18 protein-coding genes are annotated in these 18,319 nt (G+C 58.9%); 10 read left to right on the top strand and 8 right to left on the bottom strand.

What is annotated here, in order from left to right:
* Window positions 1-52 precede the first annotated feature (52 nt).
* Window positions 53-373: a hypothetical protein gene (locus tag V1279_RS06705; protein ID WP_334433666.1), complete on the top strand. Its 321-nt coding sequence runs from the start codon at window positions 53-55 to the stop codon at window positions 371-373.
* Between the two features lie 187 nt (window positions 374-560).
* Here the strand turns inward: V1279_RS06705 and V1279_RS06700 are convergent, their stop codons facing one another.
* The 4 genes from V1279_RS06700 to V1279_RS06685 all read right to left on the bottom strand — a co-directional run bounded on the left by V1279_RS06700 (window position 561) and on the right by V1279_RS06685 (window position 3,506).
* A complete protein-coding gene (locus tag V1279_RS06700) occupies window positions 561-1,256 on the bottom strand; it encodes a metallophosphoesterase family protein (RefSeq protein WP_334433664.1) in 696 nt (231 codons plus the stop codon).
* A 127-nt stretch (window positions 1,257-1,383) separates the two neighbouring features.
* On the bottom strand, window positions 1,384-2,316 hold the full coding sequence (gene xrtV / locus V1279_RS06695) for an exosortase V (protein ID WP_334433662.1): 933 nt from the start codon (window positions 2,314-2,316) through the stop codon (window positions 1,384-1,386).
* Window positions 2,317-2,354: 38 nt separating this feature from the next.
* Window positions 2,355-2,576, bottom strand: coding sequence for an XrtV sorting system accessory protein (locus V1279_RS06690; protein ID WP_334433660.1), 222 nt, complete (start codon window positions 2,574-2,576; stop codon window positions 2,355-2,357).
* 57 nt (window positions 2,577-2,633) lie between these two features.
* Window positions 2,634-3,506 carry a hypothetical protein gene (locus V1279_RS06685; RefSeq protein WP_334433659.1) on the bottom strand — a complete coding sequence of 291 codons (873 nt, stop codon included), beginning with the start codon at window positions 3,504-3,506 and terminating at the stop codon, window positions 2,634-2,636.
* A 257-nt stretch (window positions 3,507-3,763) separates the two neighbouring features.
* On the opposite strand from V1279_RS06685, the gene epsI reads away from it, so the two are divergent.
* The 4 genes from epsI to fcl all read left to right on the top strand — a co-directional run bounded on the left by epsI (window position 3,764) and on the right by fcl (window position 7,336).
* Window positions 3,764-4,465 (top strand): exosortase-associated protein EpsI, V-type, encoded by a 702-nt coding sequence (gene epsI / locus V1279_RS06680; protein WP_334446240.1) that lies wholly within the window; start codon window positions 3,764-3,766, stop codon window positions 4,463-4,465.
* 41 nt (window positions 4,466-4,506) lie between these two features.
* Window positions 4,507-5,211 (top strand): S1 family peptidase, encoded by a 705-nt coding sequence (locus V1279_RS06675; protein WP_334433658.1) that lies wholly within the window; start codon window positions 4,507-4,509, stop codon window positions 5,209-5,211.
* Window positions 5,212-5,322: 111 nt separating this feature from the next.
* Complete coding sequence (gene gmd / locus V1279_RS06670) at window positions 5,323-6,408, top strand: GDP-mannose 4,6-dehydratase (RefSeq protein ID WP_334433657.1); 1,086 nt, start codon at window positions 5,323-5,325, stop codon at window positions 6,406-6,408.
* Window positions 6,389-7,336, top strand: a complete 948-nt coding sequence (gene fcl, locus V1279_RS06665) for a GDP-L-fucose synthase (protein WP_334433656.1) — start codon at window positions 6,389-6,391, stop codon at window positions 7,334-7,336. Before gmd ends, fcl begins: the two co-directional genes overlap by 20 nt.
* A gap of 60 nt (window positions 7,337-7,396) precedes the next feature.
* On the opposite strand, the gene V1279_RS06660 is transcribed toward fcl, so the two are convergent.
* Both V1279_RS06660 and V1279_RS06655 read right to left on the bottom strand, forming a co-directional pair.
* A complete protein-coding gene (locus V1279_RS06660; RefSeq protein ID WP_334433655.1) occupies window positions 7,397-8,212 on the bottom strand; it encodes a CpsD/CapB family tyrosine-protein kinase in 816 nt (271 codons plus the stop codon).
* Window positions 8,213-8,228: 16 nt separating this feature from the next.
* Entirely contained in the window at window positions 8,229-9,578 is a 1,350-nt protein-coding gene (locus V1279_RS06655; protein ID WP_334433654.1) for a sugar transporter, read from the bottom strand.
* 273 nt (window positions 9,579-9,851) lie between these two features.
* On the opposite strand from V1279_RS06655, the gene V1279_RS06650 reads away from it, so the two are divergent.
* The 3 genes from V1279_RS06650 (at window position 9,852) to V1279_RS06640 (ending at window position 12,666) form a co-directional block, all read left to right on the top strand.
* A complete protein-coding gene (locus tag V1279_RS06650) occupies window positions 9,852-10,688 on the top strand; it encodes an ExeA family protein (protein WP_334433652.1) in 837 nt (278 codons plus the stop codon).
* 123 nt (window positions 10,689-10,811) lie between these two features.
* Complete coding sequence (locus V1279_RS06645; RefSeq protein WP_334433651.1) at window positions 10,812-11,396, top strand: polysaccharide biosynthesis/export family protein; 585 nt, start codon at window positions 10,812-10,814, stop codon at window positions 11,394-11,396.
* A gap of 82 nt (window positions 11,397-11,478) precedes the next feature.
* On the top strand, window positions 11,479-12,666 hold the full coding sequence (locus tag V1279_RS06640) for a hypothetical protein (RefSeq protein ID WP_334433650.1): 1,188 nt from the start codon (window positions 11,479-11,481) through the stop codon (window positions 12,664-12,666).
* 12 nt (window positions 12,667-12,678) lie between these two features.
* Here the strand turns inward: V1279_RS06640 and V1279_RS06635 are convergent, their stop codons facing one another.
* Together V1279_RS06635 and V1279_RS06630 are read right to left on the bottom strand one after the other, a co-directional pair.
* On the bottom strand, window positions 12,679-14,946 hold the full coding sequence (locus V1279_RS06635) for a tetratricopeptide repeat protein (protein ID WP_334433649.1): 2,268 nt from the start codon (window positions 14,944-14,946) through the stop codon (window positions 12,679-12,681).
* Window positions 14,947-15,130: 184 nt separating this feature from the next.
* A complete protein-coding gene (locus tag V1279_RS06630; protein ID WP_334433648.1) occupies window positions 15,131-16,342 on the bottom strand; it encodes a WecB/TagA/CpsF family glycosyltransferase in 1,212 nt (403 codons plus the stop codon).
* 272 nt (window positions 16,343-16,614) lie between these two features.
* Here V1279_RS06630 and V1279_RS06625 point away from each other — a divergent pair, with 272 nt between their 5' ends.
* Entirely contained in the window at window positions 16,615-17,130 is a 516-nt protein-coding gene (locus V1279_RS06625) for a serine acetyltransferase (protein ID WP_334433647.1), read from the top strand.
* Window positions 17,131-17,299: 169 nt separating this feature from the next.
* Window positions 17,300-18,313, top strand: a complete 1,014-nt coding sequence (locus V1279_RS06620; RefSeq protein WP_334433646.1) for a glycosyltransferase — start codon at window positions 17,300-17,302, stop codon at window positions 18,311-18,313.
* The last annotated feature ends 6 nt before the right edge of the window (window positions 18,314-18,319 follow it).

Genomic DNA, 18,319 nt, shown 5'->3' with positions numbered 1-18,319 from the left:
ATAATTGTCGGCGACCCCGGTCGCGCCATGCCTCATGCTTCCAGGAAGTGAGATGAGGATACTGCTTTCCCTGCTGGCGGCTGTGACAGTGATCGGCTCGATGCAGCCGGCCGTCAGTCAGGTCAACATGCAGTATAGCGGCCGATATGGCGGACAGTACGGCGGCCAGTATGGCGGGCAATTTAGCGGACAATACAGCGGACAGTATTATGGGCGCGGAAGCAGCGACCAGACCGCCTCGCCAAACGCACTGGACAGAAAGCTCGACATTTTGGGCTATCCGGTCAATTCCGGCTCGTGTGGGCAACTTTACTATCCCTCGCCCGGAACGGATTATGTGCTCCATGACCGCCAGGGACGCCGCTGCTTTTAGAGCGGTGTGCTGCGCCTTCTCCGTAGGCAGCCGGGCCCTCTTCGTGAACTTCAATGCTGGCAAAGCTTTTGAGTGAAACGACGCGGCACCAATTCGCCGTCAACTCTACGGGCGACAGGTGATTGCCTAAAAAGGAACTTTGGCCTCGGAGAATGGAGCCGTTGCCGCACCGCCGAGGCGCTAGACTTCACATTTCACGGCCGAAGACTTCCAGGTACTCGGAGGCACCACCGGGCCGGCCGTCTTCAAATACCCCGATGACCAACCGTCCCGTTTTCCAGGCCAGCCCATCCAGATTGGTCTTGTGCTTGCCCGCAATGGGCGCGCGCGTATCAGCATGGTGGCCGTGTACGACGTAGCGATGCCCATGGCCGACATCGACACCGCTCGGATAACGCTTCCAAAGCAACGTTTCCTCGTTCTGCTGCTCAAGCGGAATTTTCGGATCGACCGCCGCATGGACGAATATTCTGTGCCGATCGACATGCACCAGCGGAAGATTGACGATCCAGTCCAGATGGTCGGCCGGGATCGCTCGCAAATCGGGAAGCGCCGGGCTTTGGTCATACGATGCCAGCGTCTCGCCTCCCCCATTCTTGATCCACCAGTCGAGTTCGGCCCTATTCTCACAGACCGCACACATCATGGCTTCGTGGTTGCCCTTCAGATTGACGACCTTCGATTCATCCGGTCGCCAGCTCATGAGACGCTCGATGACCTGTCTGCTCTGCGGCCCACGATCGACGTAGTCGCCCAGAGTTATGATCGTGGAAGCCACCCCCTCCGCATGCCGGGCGATCGCGTCAATGGCGCGATCCAGCAGGTCCAACCGGCCATGAAGGTCGGGTATGGCGTACGTTCGGCTCACGGCAACCTTCGTCAAGAACCGGTCTTGAAGTGGAACGAGCTTAGCAAGCTCGCCGCGAACGAGCCACCTCGCAGAATGCGCATGCAAGCGCAAGGCGCCTCAACGGGCGATTTCATGAGACGCAGCGAAGATGTTCGCGAAGCTAGGCGGGCGTCGCCGGCGCGGCGCGGCTGCGGACACGGCGCACCAGCGCAAAACAAAGGCCCAGAAAGGCATCGAACAGGAACAGCAGAATAACTGCGACGACGAAAAGGCCGATGCCGGTGAGATCGTGCAGAATTCCCTCGAGCATGTCAGGCCCCAGATAATAAGCGATCAGGACCAACGCGAAAACGCGACAGAAATTTGCAATGATGGTAATGGGTATAATCGCCGCGAGGAGGAGCAGGCTGCGAATTTTCTCCTGCCAGCGAAACGCATAGGCATAAAAAACGCCGATCGCGGACAATGCAAAAATCGAATTCATTCCGGAACAGGCGTCCTTTACCAGGAGCTGATAGGTTCCGATCATGATCATGACGCCGTTCTGGGCAACCGGAAAACCCGTCGCATAGAGCACGTTGGTGACGACGTTCGAAATAAAGACCTTGAGCGGAACCGTGGCGGCATCGACGAGCCAGTCGGGCATTGGCACTGCGAAGATCAGGAAGCCGATCGGAAATGCGAGTACCCGCAATGCCGGCCATCCTGCCGAAATCAGGACACAGCCGACGATGACGGGGATCAAGGAAAAGGTTTCGAAGGTAACCAGACCCTGTTGGATTCGGGCCAGATAGAGCAGGACCAGGCCGGCGAGGAGAGCAAGCCAGCCCGTGACAGGAGCCGGAGAAATTTCCACGGCCCTCAATTTCTCGCGCGATTGCCAGGTCAGCCAGAGCGAAGCCACAATGATGAGCGGGCCATGACCCTCCTGCTCGGTCTGCCAAGGCCCGTCAATCAAACTGAGGACGGTCTGGGCATAGGCAGCGATCACAGAGACGCCAAGCAGCGCCGGCCACAAAAAAGGGCCAAGAAAACCCGCCCTCGCCGATGGAATTACTTGCGTAAATGTCATTCCAATACCAACAGGTTCCAAAACCTAGTTTACTGATAGCATTAAAAGCAGCAAGCCGCCTATCTCCGCACTATCAAGACCGCGTAACCAGCGCCAGCAAGGATCAGGATCAGCGCAAGGTAGAACGCCCCCGCATTTCCGACCTGGTTGGCGACGGCGAATACGATGCCGGCCAGCATGAAGTGCAGCAACGTTCGATTGTCGCGCTCAGTGAACTGGAAAAACGCGATCACCAGCGCCACGAAACAGGTAACGGTCAACACATCAAAAAACGTTGTCATTTCACGTCGATATCGCCCTGAGGAACATTTTTACGGCGGCGCGATTAAGTTCTGCGCTCAGTTCTTCTTTCCATCTCCCGGCTGCATGATCTTTGCGTATTCACCTTCATATTTCGCTTCGAGGTTCGCCGAATAGGCCGCAATCCCCAGTTCGGCCTTGACCGCATCCGCGCGCATCAATTGCCGCGCCAGATTGGCCGCTGGCTCTCCTTCGAGCGGGCGCGGCTCCTCGCCCTTGACCTTGAAGAACATCCCGTTCTGTCCGGCGCGAACGAAGAACACGTCATCCGCCTTCTTGGCCTCGATCAAACCGTAAAACTCCGGTGGGAGATCGCCGCTGTTCAGCGCGCCCATTTGCCGGCCGTGGGGGATTCCGGCTGCGGTAAGCTTCTGGTCGATTTCGTCGAGCGATTTGGCACCCTTGTTCGCTTCGACGAAGGACTGGGTGGTCGGCCCGATCGGAAATGCGATCTGTTCAACGCTGAGCAATTTTCTGCCGGCGAATTTCGCCGGGTTGTTGGCGATGTACCTGTCGACATCTAGCTTGCCCGGCGCCTTGGCTGCCGCTGTTCGCTGCAGATACGCATTCTCGAGGATCTGCTCGCGCGATCTCAGCAGGTCCAGCAGCACGCCCGGCTCGCGATCGAGCTTCGCCGCCATGGCCTGGCGGAGCAAATATTTGCGCACGACCAGTTCACCCAGGACGCGCTTGACGATCTCGGGCTCCTTCTGCTTGTCCGGAGTTACGTTCGCCCAGCGGAACTCATTCTCGAGATCCTGGACGGTTACGACTTCCTCACCGACACGCGCAACGACCTGTCCTTTGGAGGCCGCGGGCTGATCGCTTTTCTTGCCGCAGCCGGCCAAGGCGACCGCACTACAGGCAAGCAAAACGGCAAGCCGAGCGATCTTGATGGACATACCCTTCATCCAGGAACTCCGTGCATCCAAATAGGCCGAGAAGCATATACAACAGGCTGGCCGTGCCCTAATCTTGGTATGACTAAACAGCCCGCTGCCCCGGGTCGAGCCAATAACGCTTTTTCACTGCGGTTTCCGTTATTTATGTTAATTTCGTTAAGCGGGCCGATTATCTCTTTCTTTTGACTGCAAATTGGCCGGTTGGAGTATATCCTCGTTCGAAACGGCTGATCCAATTAACTCTCGAAGATTGTGCGTGGGCCTCAATGAAATACCCTCGAATTCAGATCATATTGGCATGTATTGCAATCGTGGGCTGCGCCGTGCTTGCGACCGTGCTGGCGCCCCGCCAACTGATGGCCCGTACATCGGCCTCCCCCAGCCTTGAAACCGTCATTCCCCGTCAGTTTGGAACCTGGACGCTCGTTCCGGAAATCAGCCCGGTCCGCCCGGCGGATCCGGACGCATATGTTCAGCCGGATCCGCTTGCGGGAAAGATCTACAGCCAGGAAGTTGGTCGAGGCTATACCGACGGGCATGGCAACATCGTCATGCTGATGGTCGCATATGGTCCGGTGCAGAACTATCGGCTGAAGTCCCACCGCCCGGAGATTTGCTATACGGCCAATGGCTTCCGGATCTCGGAAAAGGCGGACGCCGCGATCAACTATCGCAACGGCGCGCAACCCATCAAGATGACCCGGTTGATTGCGGCAAGGGAGTCGCGCTTCGAGCCGGTCACCTACTGGCTGCGGATCGGCAATGACATCGCCAACGGCGTCGTCGATCATCAGCTCAGCCGATTGAAGTATGGCCTGCGTGGGATCATTCCCGATGGCGCCCTGATCAGGGTCTCCACCATCGGTCTGCCGAAGGATGTATCATTCAAGCTGCAGGACCAATTTATCCGCGATCTGCTTTCTGCCATTCCGCCTCAGGAAATCAAATTCTTTACCGGCGCGAGCTGAAGATCGCCATTAACAAACGACCGTGCACCTGGCAGGTAATTTTGGCGTTCGATCGACCCACCGCGAAGTTGCTGTGCGCACCGTTTCTCCAGGGCGCACTTCTTCTGGCGATCCTGTGGCAGCCAGCATGCGCGCAAGGTGCCGACGATACGCTGCTGCCGTACGCTGTGCACATTCACCAGACGCCGATGCAGAGCTGGGGACCGGGATCCGGCATCTATCTCGGAAAAGGCCTGTTCATCACGGCGGCGCATGTTGCAGGCCGGACTTGGCTGACGCGGCCCAAGATCGCGATTGCCGGCTCGGAATATCCGACCCGTGTCGTCAAGGAAGGCAGTTTCGAGGGAACGGATCTCACGTTGCTATCGGTCGAAGAAGAGCTTCTTCCGTCGCGCTTGCGACTTCGGCGAAACTCGATTTGCACTGAACCGCCCAGGCCGGGACAAGAGGTTGTGACCATTGTGCCGGGATCGGCCGTGCGCTCCCACATCCTCGCGCCCGATCGGCTGCCGATCGGAACCCGCAGCCGATTCAGTACGGTCATATCCGACGTGGCTCGCACCGGCAATTCCGGGTCAGGGGTGTTCGATGTCAAACGCAAATGCCTGCTCGGCATAATGAGCCGGAAAATATCGCAACCATATTATCGACCTGATACCAGAAAGACTGAAACGCGTGATATCGCCAAATACTTTGTACCGGCCTCAGAAATTGCGGCCTTCTTGCCCGCCCATTTGCAGCTCTAGTCGGCCCCCTTGGCTCTGCCGATCGATCGCCCGCACATTGAGACAAATCACAGCGTCGGCGTTCAATAAGTTTGGCACCTTGGCGCGCGGAAAGAAAACATTGGAGCTGGCATGACGAATGAACATTCACAGCGGCGCGTGGCGCTGATCACCGGCGTCACTGGCCAGGACGGCGCCTATCTGGCCGAATATCTGCTTGGCCTCGGCTATGAGATCCACGGCATCAAGCGACGGTCGTCCTCGTTCAACACCGCGCGCATCGATCACCTGTACCAGGATCCGCATTCCCGCAATGTGCCGTTCCTGCTGCACTATGGCGACATGACCGACTCGACCAATTTGATCCGGCTGATGCAGCAGATCAGGCCGACCGAGATCTACAACCTCGCCGCCCAGAGCCATGTCGGCGTCAGCTTCGAAAGCCCGGAATACACCGCCAATGCCGACGCCATCGGCGTGCTGCGGCTGCTCGAAGCGATCCGCATCCTCGGCATGGAGAAGGAGACGCGGTTCTATCAGGCCTCGACCTCGGAGCTCTACGGCCTCGTGCAAGAGGTGCCGCAGAGGGAATCCACGCCGTTCTACCCGCGCTCGCCTTACGGCGTCGCCAAGCTGTACGGCTACTGGATCACGGTGAACTACCGCGAGGCCTACGGCATCTATGCCTCGAACGGCATCCTGTTCAACCATGAGAGCCCGATCCGCGGCGAGACCTTTGTGACCCGCAAGATCACGCGCAGTGTCGCCCGCATCGAAACCGGCATCGATGAGGTGCTCTATCTCGGCAACCTCGGGGCCAAGCGCGACTGGGGCCATGCCCGGGATTACGTCGAGGGCATGCACAGGATTCTGCAGGCGGACGCGCCCGACGATTTCGTGCTGGCGACCGGCGAGACCCGGTCGGTGCGCGAGTTCGTCGAACTCGCGTTCGCCGAAGTCGGCCGCCGCATTGAATGGCGCGGCAAGGGTGTCGACGAGACCGGCGTCGACGCCAACTCCGGCAAGACCCTGGTCAGGATCGATCCGGTCTATTTCCGGCCGACCGAAGTCGATCTTCTGGTCGGCGATGCCAGCAAGGCGCGCGAGAAGCTCGGCTGGCAGCCCAGGACGTCGTTCGCCCAGCTGGTCAAGGAAATGGTCGCTAGCGATCTCGCTGACGCCCGGCGGGAGGTCGCCAATGGCAAGCCTTCCGTTTGAGCTGAAAGGCAAGACGGTCTACGTCGCCGGGCATCGCGGCATGGTTGGGTCGGCGCTGGTGCGCAGGCTGGCGGCGGAAGATGTCGAACTGCTGACGGCGAGCCGCAGCGAGGCCGATCTGCGCGATCAGGCCGCGGTCAACAAATGGTTTGCCGCCAAGTGCCCGCAGGTGGTGTTTCTCGCCGCCGCCAAGGTCGGCGGCATCGTCGCCAACAACACGCTGCGCGCCGAATTCCTCTACGACAATCTGGTGATTGCGGCGAATGTGATCCATGCGGCGCATGTCAACGGCGCCGAGAAGCTAATGTTCTTAGGCTCGTCCTGCATCTATCCGAAGCTGGCGCCGCAGCCGTTGCGCGAGGATGCCATGCTGACGGGGCCGCTGGAGCCGACCAACGAGCCCTATGCGATCGCCAAGATCGCCGGCATCAAGATGGTGGAGGCCTATCGCAGCCAGTATGGCGCCGACTTCATCAACGTGATGCCGACCAATCTTTATGGCCGCGGTGACAATTATCATCCCGAATACAGCCACGTCGTGGCCGCCCTGATCCGCCGCTTCCACGAGGCAAAGATGTCCGGCGCCAGGGAGGTCGTGGTCTGGGGCACCGGCACGCCGCGGCGCGAATTCCTCTATGTCGACGATCTCGCGGACGCCTGCATCCACTTGATGAAGACCTATTCTGGCGATGGGCTGGTCAATATCGGCACCGGGGAGGACATCACGATCGCCGAATTCGCCCGCGTGGTCGCGGCGGCCGTCGGCTACACCGGCGAGATCGGCTTCGACACCTCGCGCCCGAACGGCACGCCGCGCAAGCTGCTCGATGTCAGCTGGCTGGCCAAACTTGGCTGGCGCGCCAGCACCTCGTTCGAGGAGGGCATCAGGCTCGCCTATCAGGCGTTCCTCAGCGAAGGACGACAATAGCCTTCCGGAAGACCCGCAATCGAACCTCACGCCGTTTCGGAATCACGGTTGGATTTGAAATCAATAGTAGCCGTAGTACGAACCAGCCGTCTCGGTCGACTTGTTCACAACGACACGGAGAACAGGTGTTCGTTGCAAATGCCGCTGGCATTCCTTGATGTCAGAAACCGTCGTACTCCCAATCCCCGCAACGAGCAGCGCCGCATCTATTCTGGGTAGAATAGAAATCACATCATCGCCAAGCAGCATCGGCGGAAGATCGAAGATGACGATCCGCGACCGGAAGTCTCGCTTGATGGTCTGGAGCAGCGCCCCCATCGTCTGCGAGGCCATCCATTCCGAAGAGTTCGACGAGACCGATCCGGGCAGCACCAGCATGCTATTCGGACCGATGCTTGCCTGTACAACCGCTGACGAAAGTGGCGTGCGTCCTTCGAGCACGTTGAGAACGCCACCATTGCCGCTGATGCCTAGATAATTTCCAACCGCTGGCCGGCGCAAATCAAGATCGACCAGCAGTACCGACCGCTCCGGCAGCCGGGAAATACTCAGCGCAAGATTGCAGGCCGTTACCGTTTTTCCGCACCCGGCGGTCGGCGAAGTCACAGCCAGAAACTGCCAGCTCTTCTTGTCCATCTCCTGCAGCACCTGCGTGCGCAACATGTCGTAGTAGCGGCCGTGCTGGCTGGAAGTGCCATAGGCCACTATTCGATGGGCTTCGAGATGATCGGCGCTAAGGCGCACTTCCCTGAACGGCGACTCGGCAGAGCGCTGCAGGGACCCTTCAGCAGCGAGGGAAGATCCGCCCAACGCCGCCGGACGGTGCACCGCCTCCGCAGCTCGCGCGAGTTCAACAGCCTGCTTTATTGAATCCACTGCGTGACTCCGCGAATTATCGAAACAGCCCGACCCTGGCCTTGGCAATCATCAGGTCAAGCGGTGGAAGAAACAGATAGGCAACTATCAACAGCCCGATCACAACCAGCACCAACGCTCCCAGAAGAGCAAGCATCCGTCTCCGCCCCGCGCGCAATTCGGCTGCTGTCTTGATGTAGGGAATTGAAACGATCAACCGACCATCGACCACGGACAGGAGGTCATTACTCCTTCGGATTCCCTTGTCCAGGATCTCCATGAGGAACGTCAGTCCTGCTCCGCCAAACAGCGCGGCCGCGAAGGCCAGCGCAAGGACTTTCAGCCGATTGGGCTTGACCGGCTCTTGCGGAACCGTGGGCTGCTCGATGATTTCGAGCTTCTCGGACTGCTGGTCCTTTTCAAGGTTTTCACCGAGCCGTGCGGCCGCCAATTTTGCTGAGGCGGCATCGAGGTTCTTTTGCAGACTCTCCTGCTGGGCAACCATCGCCTCGATACTGGCAGCCGCCGCCGCGTCGTTGGTGGGCGCCGGCACGGCGGCCACCTTTTCCAGGGCTTCGATCTGCTTCTTCAGGGACTGGATCACAGGGTGCCGCTCTGAGTACAGCGCACCCTTCTGGATCAGTTCTGACTTGAGTTGCGTAAGGGTTGTCGTCGGCTGATCGGAGCCGCCGGACGATGCCGGTTTGCCCTGCGTGAGCCGTAACTGAGCAATCTTGGCATCGAGCGCCGAGTTCTCAACCTGAAGCCTTTGCACCTCTCGTGCCAGGAATTTCGTCGTGTCCGTGGCGCGGCTGGTCCGATCCCGAAGATCCTCGTTCAGGATCCGCGTCATCAACTCGTTGGCAACCTGCGCAGCCACCGCACCATTGCCGTATTCGAATCCGACCGAAAAAACGATCGTGGGATTTTCCATCGCGGCGCGCGTCCGCTGCTTGAAGTCCAGGTGAACGTCGACCGGCGCGATTTTCGTGTTCTTCTTGACCGCCGCGACGAGCTCGGTCGGCGACATCAGCGTGCGCTTGTCCGGGAACAGTTTAAATTTGTCGGCGATCGCGATGAGATTATCTCGCGTCATCGTCCGCTGCTGAATGACCTGAATACGCTCCTGCGCAGCACTGGTGACCGTAGGCCGGACCAGTTCGGATGGGATCTGCTGCGATTGAACGAGGATCCGTCCTTCCGAGAGATAGGTAGGCGGCCACAGCAAAGCTGCCGCGGCGCCCGCAGCCAGGATCGTGACGAACGGCAGCGCGAAATAGGCCCAGCGCCGCTTTACCAGTTCCCAATAGAAAGAGAGCTGCAATAGGTGACTACGGTCCTCTTGCAGCGGCTGGAAATCGTCCTCAAATTCAACTTTCTGCAACATATGTCGTCCGAGCGTTTGTTTGCGAGCCTGCTAGGCTAATGATGCCGCGAAATGAATCGGTGGCGCTTCGCTCCGGACTGCAATCTAGCATCGATCTTGCAGGGATTTAATGAATAGTTGCTCAGCGCCGTGAGTTTCAAATTTCAATCTTAATGGTGGTTCCATCGGCCGCCGCTTTGCCAAATTTACGTAGATCGGAGAAATGGGTTGAGGGAGGCAAGGTAATTTCCCGAATTACGCTATAAGGGTCTGTAGCCGGGCTAAGGAAGTTCAATGTACGAGGCGTTTTATCAGCTCCGGGAGAAACCTTTTTCAATTCTCCCCGACCCCGACCTGATTTACTGGGGCAAAATGCATTCCATGGCGTTCACGATGCTGGAGTTCGGCGTCATGAATAACGCCGGCTTCACCGTCATTACAGGTGAAATAGGTTCCGGCAAGACAACCCTGGTCCGGCATTTGCTCAAGAAGGTCAGCCCGGCGATCACAATCGGCCTGATCTCGAACTCCCCGCAAGGGCGGCAGGAATTGCTGCAATGGATACTGATGTCGCTCGGGCAATCGTTCGACGGTGATTACCCTAATCTTTTCAAGAAGTTACAAGATTTTCTGTATGGTCAATTCGCCAACGGAAGACGGACCATTTTGATCATCGATGAGGCGCAGAATCTCGAGCCGGAAGCGCTCGAACATTTGCGCATGATCTCCAATATTAACGCGGACAAGTTTCAGATCTTGCAGTTGATCCTGGTCGGTCAGCCCCAGCTCCGCGACCTGCTCCTGGCGCCCAAACTGCATCAGTTCGCACAGCGGATTTCCTCCGACTTCCACCTTCGCCCCCTCGACGACCGGGAGGTCGCCAATTACATCGCGTTCCGGCTCCAGGCGGTGGGTGCCCGCCGTCCCCTGTTCACCCAGGAGGCCTGCTCGCTGATCGCGTCCGCGAGCGGTGGAATACCCCGAATGATTAATGTTTTGTGCGATACAGCGCTGGTTTATGGCTTTGCCAATGACCAGCGAGTGATTTCGGATCAGATTGTTCGGGACGTCATTGCAGACAAGCAACAGTACAGCATTTTTCCGGTAAAAAAGTTCTCTCGGGTTCCCTAAGTCCTTGTATTCTATTAGCTTCCCTCAGGGCTGAATAATGGCTGCGTGTTCGGGTGGATCCCCACACGGTGGCCCAAGTGTCTTTGTTTACTGGCTTTTTTGCCGATAGTTTGGGGGAACGACATGCGAATCCTGCTGGCACTGCTGTGTATTGCCTTCCTGACCCCGGCGGCGAACGCGCAGGCCCTGAAATCGGGCGACAGCCTTAGTATTTCGGTCCTGCAAGACCCCAAGCTCGATCGGAACGTTGTCGTCGACCCCTCCGGTGAAATCGCGTTTCCCCTCGCCGGCCATATCCGGGCACGCGGGCTCACACCGTTGGCGCTCGAAAACATTCTCAAGAACAAGCTGAAGAACAACTACAAGGACGAGAATCTGGACGTTACGGTCGCAGTTATAAACGCTCCCAAGGAGATCCCCGAGGACGACTTGAAGCCCAAGATTTTCATCACCGGCGAGATCATCAAGCCGGGCTCCTATGTCGTCAGACAGAAAACGACCTTGATGCAGGCTATCGCCCTGGCTGGCGGCATCGGCCCCTTTGCTGCGAAGAACCGCATCCAGGTGAGGCGCAAGGGCCCCGGCGGCGACGAAACAATTTTCATGTTCAATTATCGCGCTTACGAAGCCGGTAACGACCTGGAGGGTAACATCACCTTGCGGGCCGGCGACGTCATCATGGTTCCAGAACGACGCTTGTTTGAGTGAGGCCTGACGATCGGCGGGGGCAAGAAGCAACGTGAAGAGAGCTGCCATAGCAGTCTCGGTGTGCTTTGGCATGGCGCCGTCCGTGGCATTTGCGTTCGATTGGTCGATAAAGGCCAGCGAGAGCGAAACTGTCGAACTGAACAGCAATCAGTTTTTGCGCAGCTCCCCCGCCGGATCGGTGGGTTCCTACACTACGCTTAATGCTGACGCACAAGCGCGCACACCGACATCCCTGTTCAATTTCACCGGCGACGGCACCTACAAGAAGTACTGGGGTCCGGGCGTCGCCGGCACCGCATCGGAATTCCTGAACTACGGATTCAAGGCGCGCTATGAGCTCAAGGAAAAGAACAGATTCGACCGGGAGTATGTCGAGGCAAGCTGGAGACAGCAAAGTACCGCTCTTGCGATCCTGAACGATCTCGGCGTTTCCACGCCGGCTTCAGGCTTCATCGATCGGCTTACGGCAACGGGTGGAATCGACCGTTCGATCACCGCAATTGACACAGTGTCTCTGTTCGCCACGTCCAGCCACACGAGTTACGAGCCGTCCAGTGGTGGCACGCCATTTACGGATACACTTGCGCGCGGCAATTGGCGGCGTTCGCTAAGTTCGGTCACGGCGATCAACTTGTCCTCCGAATATGAACTGCTCGAATATAGCAACGCGTTCAATACCCAGGTCCAGATTTTTCGTGAGCAGGCCGGGTTCGACGCCACTTTGTCGGCGGTGCTTTCCTTTCGCGCCAATGCTGGCGTCGCCTATCTGGTGACCGATCGAGGGGTTTCGAGTTCTGCAATCGGGGGCACAACGTCTGCCACACCCGTATCGAGCACGGTAGCCGACTGGATCGGCGACGCTGTCCTGACCTATCGAATGTTGAAGAGCACGACCTTGTCCGTCATCGCCAGCCAGTCGGTTGGACCGAGCGTTGTCGGCTCGCTGTTCAAGCGGGATTCGATCACGGCATCGCTGAGCCACAGCATCAATTCACGATCCACCCTCTCGCTTTCAGCGAGTGGCAACCGGCAGATAGCGACCACGACGACGGATTACGCTTCAGCATCGGCGACGTACAGCTACAATCTGACCCGGGAGTGGCTCGCGTCGGCCACCTACCGGTACCTGCATCGGTTCGCAAGCACCGGCACCACCATTTTCGATCCGATTACCGGCACGCCAACTGTGTCCGGCACGGGGCCGGCGGACTCCCACAGCCTGATGTTAGTCGTGACGCACAGCTGGACTGTGCTGCCATCCGGAAACTAGTCTAGCCGGCGTTCACTTCATCGCTGACCGGATGCTGTCCTTGAGCGATGTCCCGTCCGGCTCCAAAGAAAATGCGGTTTTGAACCGTTCTGCCGCCTTTTCAGTCTGCCCCGCAGCCGCGTAGCTCATGCCGAGGTGATAGTGGACCGCCGCAAGGTTCGACATCGCAGCTACGGCCGCCTCGAGCGTAGCGATCGCTCCCTTGAAATCGCCGCGCTTGTACTGGGCCCATCCCCACGTATCCTGGAACTGCGGTACGTTGGAGCCCTTAAGCTTTTCCGACAGCTCAAACGCACGGTCGAGGCTCGACTTGTCGCTCCGATTGTCCAGTAGCAGACTGGCGAGATTGTTGATCGCAACCGTGGAATTCGGCTGGTCCTGCACAATCGCTTCGTACTGGGATATTGCGGCGTCGTTGTTGCCCCGCTGGATCTGCAATCCAGCCAGGGAGAGACGAAAAGCTACATTGCCGGGTAACTCCGCAAGTCCAGCCTTGAGCACCTTGTCGGCCGCTTCATAGTCCTTGCTTTGAACATAGAGTTCGGTCAGCGCAGTGTATCCCGCCGGCTCTTTCGGCTGCTGCTCGACGGCCTTCTTGAAGCTTTGCAGTGCCTCGTCGTTCTTCTTTTCCGCCAGTTTGGCCTGCCCCAGAAACACGAGAAGCTGGGCATTGGCCGGGAACTTGTTGCTCATCGCCTGCAGCAGCGCCGAGGCCTTGTCCGGCTTGCCCTGCTTCACATAGGCCGAGGCAAGTGCAAGCACCGGCTGCGGCGCGTCCGGCGCCGCTTTGTGCGCTGCCTCCAGCGCTGCGATGCTTTCCTCGATCTTGTTCTGGCCCGCGAACGCCGCGGCGCGGATCTGCTCAGCAGCCATGCGGCCCTCGTCGACGCGTCCGATGGCGTCCGCGATCGCCAAGGCTCCCGACCAGTTCTGCCGGCTCAGTTTGACCTGCGCGAGCGACGACCAGATCTGGAGATTGCCGGAATTGCGATTGGCAGCTTCCGTTAGAATCTCTTCGGCGCGCGCCGCGTCGCCCTTGCGCTGCAGGAACGCGACGTAGCGGAGGACGACATCGGGATTGGAGTTGGATGATTTCAGCGCGTCGGCATACTGACGATCGGCCAACTCGGCCTTCCCGCTGCGTTCATACGCCACAGCCATCAGCGACAGCAGCTCAACCGACTTCGGCTGATCGTTGAGCGCCTCGCGCAAATCGGAAATGGCGCTGTCGAACTGGCCCTTGTCGATGCTCAGGGCCGCCCGCAGCCGGAGCGCGCCGGCGTTTCGACGATCCTTTGCAAGGATTTCAGCGATCAAGGGCTCGGCTGACGCCTTCTCTCCCTTGGAAACATAGATCTCCGCAAGCTTGACCTGGGCGGCGAGCTTCTTGTCGGGGGTAGCTGCCGTGGTGGTCAGCTTCTGCAAAACCTGCATGGCGTCGTCCGCCCGGTTCTGCCCAAGATTCAGTTCGGTCAATGCTATCTGGTAATCGAAATCATCGCCGCCTGCCTTGATCCGCGCTTCCAATTCCCCTCTGGCGGCATCCGCGCCTTTGGTGGCAGCCAAAAAGCGAACCAGGTCGAGCCCGATCTTGCTATCGGTCGGGTTGGCTTCCGCCCTCGCCCGAAATTCCTTCTCGGCCTCGACGAACTTTCGCTGCGCGATGAGAAACTGCAGAAGCTGGGCGCGGTATGCGCCTTCCTGAGGATTCTGCGCGATCAGCTTGCGCAGCAACTCCTCCGCCTTCGCCAAATCCTTCTTGCGTGCGTACGTGTCGATCTTCTGCAGTGTAATGCGCGTTTCGTCCTTGTCCGCAGGAACAGAATCCAGAAGCTTCAGTGCGCCGTCCAGATCGCCATCTGCGACTTTTTTCGACGCAAGCAACGAGATCGCATCGACGTTTGCCGGGTCGATCTCATAGGCGCGCTGGGCTTCGCGGATCGCGCCGGCATTGTCGTTTGTGCGCAGGAGAATGATCGCCCGCAAAGCATGGAGTTCCGCATTCGGCTTGTCGCCCTCGTTAGCGGCATCGACGACCCGGAGTGCAGCCTCGGCGGCCCCGCCGCCCACCATAATTCGCGCAAGCCTCAATCTTGCATTCAGGTCGTTCGGGTCTAGTTCGACGATACGGCGCAAATCCAGGAAGAGTGAAGTCGACTTTGTCCGTTCGTCGACGCCTGCGAGCGCCCGCCACACTTCAACCTTGTCGCTCTTGTACTTGACGGCCTTCAGGAGTTCCTTCCGCGCCTCGAGGTCGTCCTTCTTTTCGATGAGAGCCATTCCGCTCTCGTAATATTTTTGCGCGTTCTGCTCGGGCGAGCCACAGCCCGCTAAGAACGTCACGAGCAGGAGCGCAAGTCCGCGGCGAACTTGAAAAGTCTGACCAACTGGCTGCTTCATCTCTGGCCCTGAATGAGTGTCACACGGCCGAACCCGGCCGGATAATCGTCTGTTGCCTGCGCTATCACACTTCCTGCGACAGAAGGAATTCGAATCTGTTCAGGCGGAATATTCGTCGCAGGGTGGCGGACACACCGGTAAACAGCAGTTTCTGTCCCCGGCTGGCCAATTGCTTTCGGACCATCAGGAACAACCCGAAGAACCTTGCGTCGATGTATTGCGTATTCGAAACGTCGACGATCATCCGTTTGCCGCTGTCGAGCGCGTCGCGGAGCTGTTCGATAGCGCCGTCGACATGGGTAACCACCGCGGCCCCCGACAGAGCAAGGGTCACGGAACCGTGGTCTTCGCTCCTTGCGATTGACAGCCTGTTCAAGTTTCGCGTCCGCCGCTCACTGAGCATCAGGGGCAGGACGCAAGTGACCAGCATCGCGAGCAGCACCTTGCCGTCGCTCCAGTAACGACGCCAAAGATACGGTTCTTCCTTGATGCGCCACAGCCACTCGAACCCGGTACTGCGGAGCATCGGCGGCGCCCGCCGGACAGTTCCAGCTTCGAAATTGATGGTGGCGCCGAACTGGGCTCGAACGGGAGGGCGCAGCCGCCAATGGTTATGCAGCAGCCAGGCTTGGGCCTTCTCCGCGCCGAAAAACACCGCAATTAAATCCGCGTTACTGGCATTTATTTCATCGATTATTTTGGACGAGCTCATCTTTTCGATCGTACCGAAACCTGGATTAAGCACACCGACGCAATCCAGCCCGCCCCGCTCGGCGTTCAGCCTGGCGCCGACCGCAGCCGCCAGCCCCTCGGCTCCACCCAGCAGGAAGACCCGCAGACGCCGGCCTGTCCCATTGGCCGACTTGAGCCGGCCGAACAGGTCGCTGCCGGCGACTCTTTCATGGATCGGAATGCGCAGCAGTTTGGCGATCCAGATCAGCGGCATGCCGTCCGCAAGACACAAATCGCTGAGCAGCATGGACTCACGGAACGTGCCGTTGATCTGGCTCTTGACGAGGAAATTGACATTGGGCGTCGAAATCAGAAATGGCGAGCCGGCATTCGTCGCGAGATCCATCGCGCGCAGCAGCGACGGAAAATCGAGCGCATCCACGGGAATGCCGAGGAGGCCAAATACGTTGCGGGAGAGGTCGTCCGTAGAGGCGCATGCCAATCGCGGGTCCGCAGATCGCTCGGCAAAACCGGACGAGGCCGGAGGGGTGCGCAAAGTCTTCAACATAAAAGCTCCACGAACTTCAAATTTCGCCCGGCGCACCGCGGGTGAGCCATCATATGATTAACGAATAGTAAGTGATCTACTACGAAAATCTTGCTTAGTGAAATCGATTTAATATACGTGATTAATACCGCATCCCGAATGAATTGCCAATTCGAAGGAAATGGATGGGCGGGCACGCCGCCCCCGGGGAATCACGGGTCGTCGGCGATCGACGGTCGATAGAGAGATGGTTGCGCGCATTGAGCAGCGAGCGCTTCCAACGCGCCGAGCCGTCCGCTATCTAGTTTAATCCCAGGACAGGTGCACACGTGGATCAGGCTACCGAACAGATCAGCGCCGATGTTCCCGACTGGACGCGGGAGCGCCCCCGGCAGTTCTGGGACCCCGGCCCCAAGCTACTGCTGACGGTCCGGCGCTACCAGTTCTGGCAGGCACGCGGCGGCCTTTTTGGCACGCTGTGCTGCAAGTTCATCGTGCTGCGCCACCGCTTCTGGAGCGTGGTGACGGGAGCCGAAATACCGCTAACCTGCCAGATCGGCGGCGGGCTGCTGGTCCCCCACCCCAACGGCATTGTCATTCATCCGGACGCCAAAATCGGGGTGAATTGCCTGATTTTCCACCAGGTCACACTTGGCAGCCGCGGCCGCGGCGGGGTTCCCGAAATTGCCGGCCATGTCGACATCGGGGCTGGCGCCAAGATCCTTGGGCCGGTCAAGATCGGGGCGCATGCGCGGATCGGGGCAAATGCCGTCGTGATTGCCGACGTCGAGCCATACGGGGTGGCGACAGGGTATCCCGGGGCAATTCACCACGCTCAGCAATAGTGCCTTTGCTGCTTTCTGTTCGTGTTACTAGCCGTTCCAGTCGATCTGCCACGCCGGCGCAGCCGCTTGCTAAACAGGTTGTCCCTGCCGTCGCGTTTCCGGATCGAATTGATGGAAGTACACCGGCATCCCAGACCGCCGTCCGATTAAAGTGTTAAGAGATTCCATTTTGCAAACGCGCGAGAGCATTAATCACACAATCGACACGGGGCCTGCAAAGTTCGGCGTTGTTGTCATCGGACGCAATGAGGGCCAGCGGCTCGTCACCTGCCTGCGCTCGGTGTCCACGGCGGCGGCGGTGGTTTACGTCGATTCCAACTCGACGGACGGATCGGTGCAGGTCGCACGCGAGCTGGGCGCCGAGGTCATCGAGCTCGATCCCAGCATTCCCTTCACCGCGGCCCGCGCCCGCAATGCCGGTTTTGCCCGCCTGCTGACGATCATCCCCGATGTGCCTTACGTCCAGTTCGTGGACGGCGACTGCGAGCTTGCGAGCGGATGGCCTAAGGCCGCCGTCGCCTTTCTCGATTGCCAGGCGGATGCCGCCGCCGTATGCGGCAGGCTCCGCGAGCGACATCCCGATCGATCGGTCTACAACTGGCTGTGCGACAAAGAGTGGGACCGCCCCGCCGGCGAGGTACGCGCCTTTGCCGGCAACGTGATGATCCGCGCCGAGGCGCTGAAGGGCGTGGGCGGATATCGGGAAGACGTGATTGCCGGCGAAGAAGAAGAGTTGTCCGTTCGGCTTCGTCAGGCGAACTGGCGGCTCTGGCGGCTCACCGACGAGATGGCTCTGCACGACGCTGCAATGCTGCATTTTTCACAATGGTGGAAGCGGTCTTCGAGAGCCGGATATGCATTCGCACAAGGCGCCTATCTGCATGGAGCGTTGCCGGAACGCTTTGGGGTACGAGAATCGTGCCGCGCGCTCGTATGGGGCTTCGCCGTGCCCGTAGCCTGCGTCGTATCAGCAGTCGTTTTCTATCCGATGGGATTGATGGCTTGGTTGATCTTTCCCGTGCAGCTTTGCCGCCTTGCGATGAAAAATCCGGGAAAATTCGACGATCGAATCAAGCTTTCATCTTTCCAGGTCGCGGCTCGTTTCCCCGAATTGGTCGGGGCGCTCAAATTCTATCGTGATCATCTTCATGGCGGGCAGCCTAAAATCATCGAGTATAAATGAGAAAAT

The organism is Bradyrhizobium sp. AZCC 1610 (assembly GCF_036924515.1).
GTDB lineage: Bacteria > Pseudomonadota > Alphaproteobacteria > Rhizobiales > Xanthobacteraceae > Bradyrhizobium.
Note: the sequence above shows the minus strand (reverse complement) of the source record. Positions and strands in the feature narration are given on the sequence as shown.

Excerpts from the sequence above, each read along its gene's own strand:
- V1279_RS06690 (WP_334433660.1), bottom strand. The coding sequence starts at position 2,576 with ATGACAACGTTTTTTGATGTGTTGACCGTTACCTGTTTCGTGGCGCTG.
- V1279_RS06645 (WP_334433651.1), top strand. The coding sequence starts at position 10,812 with ATGCGAATCCTGCTGGCACTGCTGTGTATTGCCTTCCTGACCCCGGCG.
- epsI (WP_334446240.1), top strand. The coding sequence starts at position 3,764 with ATGAAATACCCTCGAATTCAGATCATATTGGCATGTATTGCAATCGTG.
- V1279_RS06685 (WP_334433659.1), bottom strand. The coding sequence starts at position 3,506 with ATGAAGGGTATGTCCATCAAGATCGCTCGGCTTGCCGTTTTGCTTGCC.
- V1279_RS06655 (WP_334433654.1), bottom strand. The coding sequence starts at position 9,578 with ATGTTGCAGAAAGTTGAATTTGAGGACGATTTCCAGCCGCTGCAAGAG.
- gmd (WP_334433657.1), top strand. The coding sequence starts at position 5,323 with ATGACGAATGAACATTCACAGCGGCGCGTGGCGCTGATCACCGGCGTC.
- V1279_RS06705 (WP_334433666.1), top strand. The coding sequence starts at position 53 with ATGAGGATACTGCTTTCCCTGCTGGCGGCTGTGACAGTGATCGGCTCG.
- V1279_RS06635 (WP_334433649.1), bottom strand. The coding sequence starts at position 14,946 with ATGGCTCTCATCGAAAAGAAGGACGACCTCGAGGCGCGGAAGGAACTC.
- fcl (WP_334433656.1), top strand. The coding sequence starts at position 6,389 with ATGGCAAGCCTTCCGTTTGAGCTGAAAGGCAAGACGGTCTACGTCGCC.
- V1279_RS06650 (WP_334433652.1), top strand. The coding sequence starts at position 9,852 with ATGTACGAGGCGTTTTATCAGCTCCGGGAGAAACCTTTTTCAATTCTC.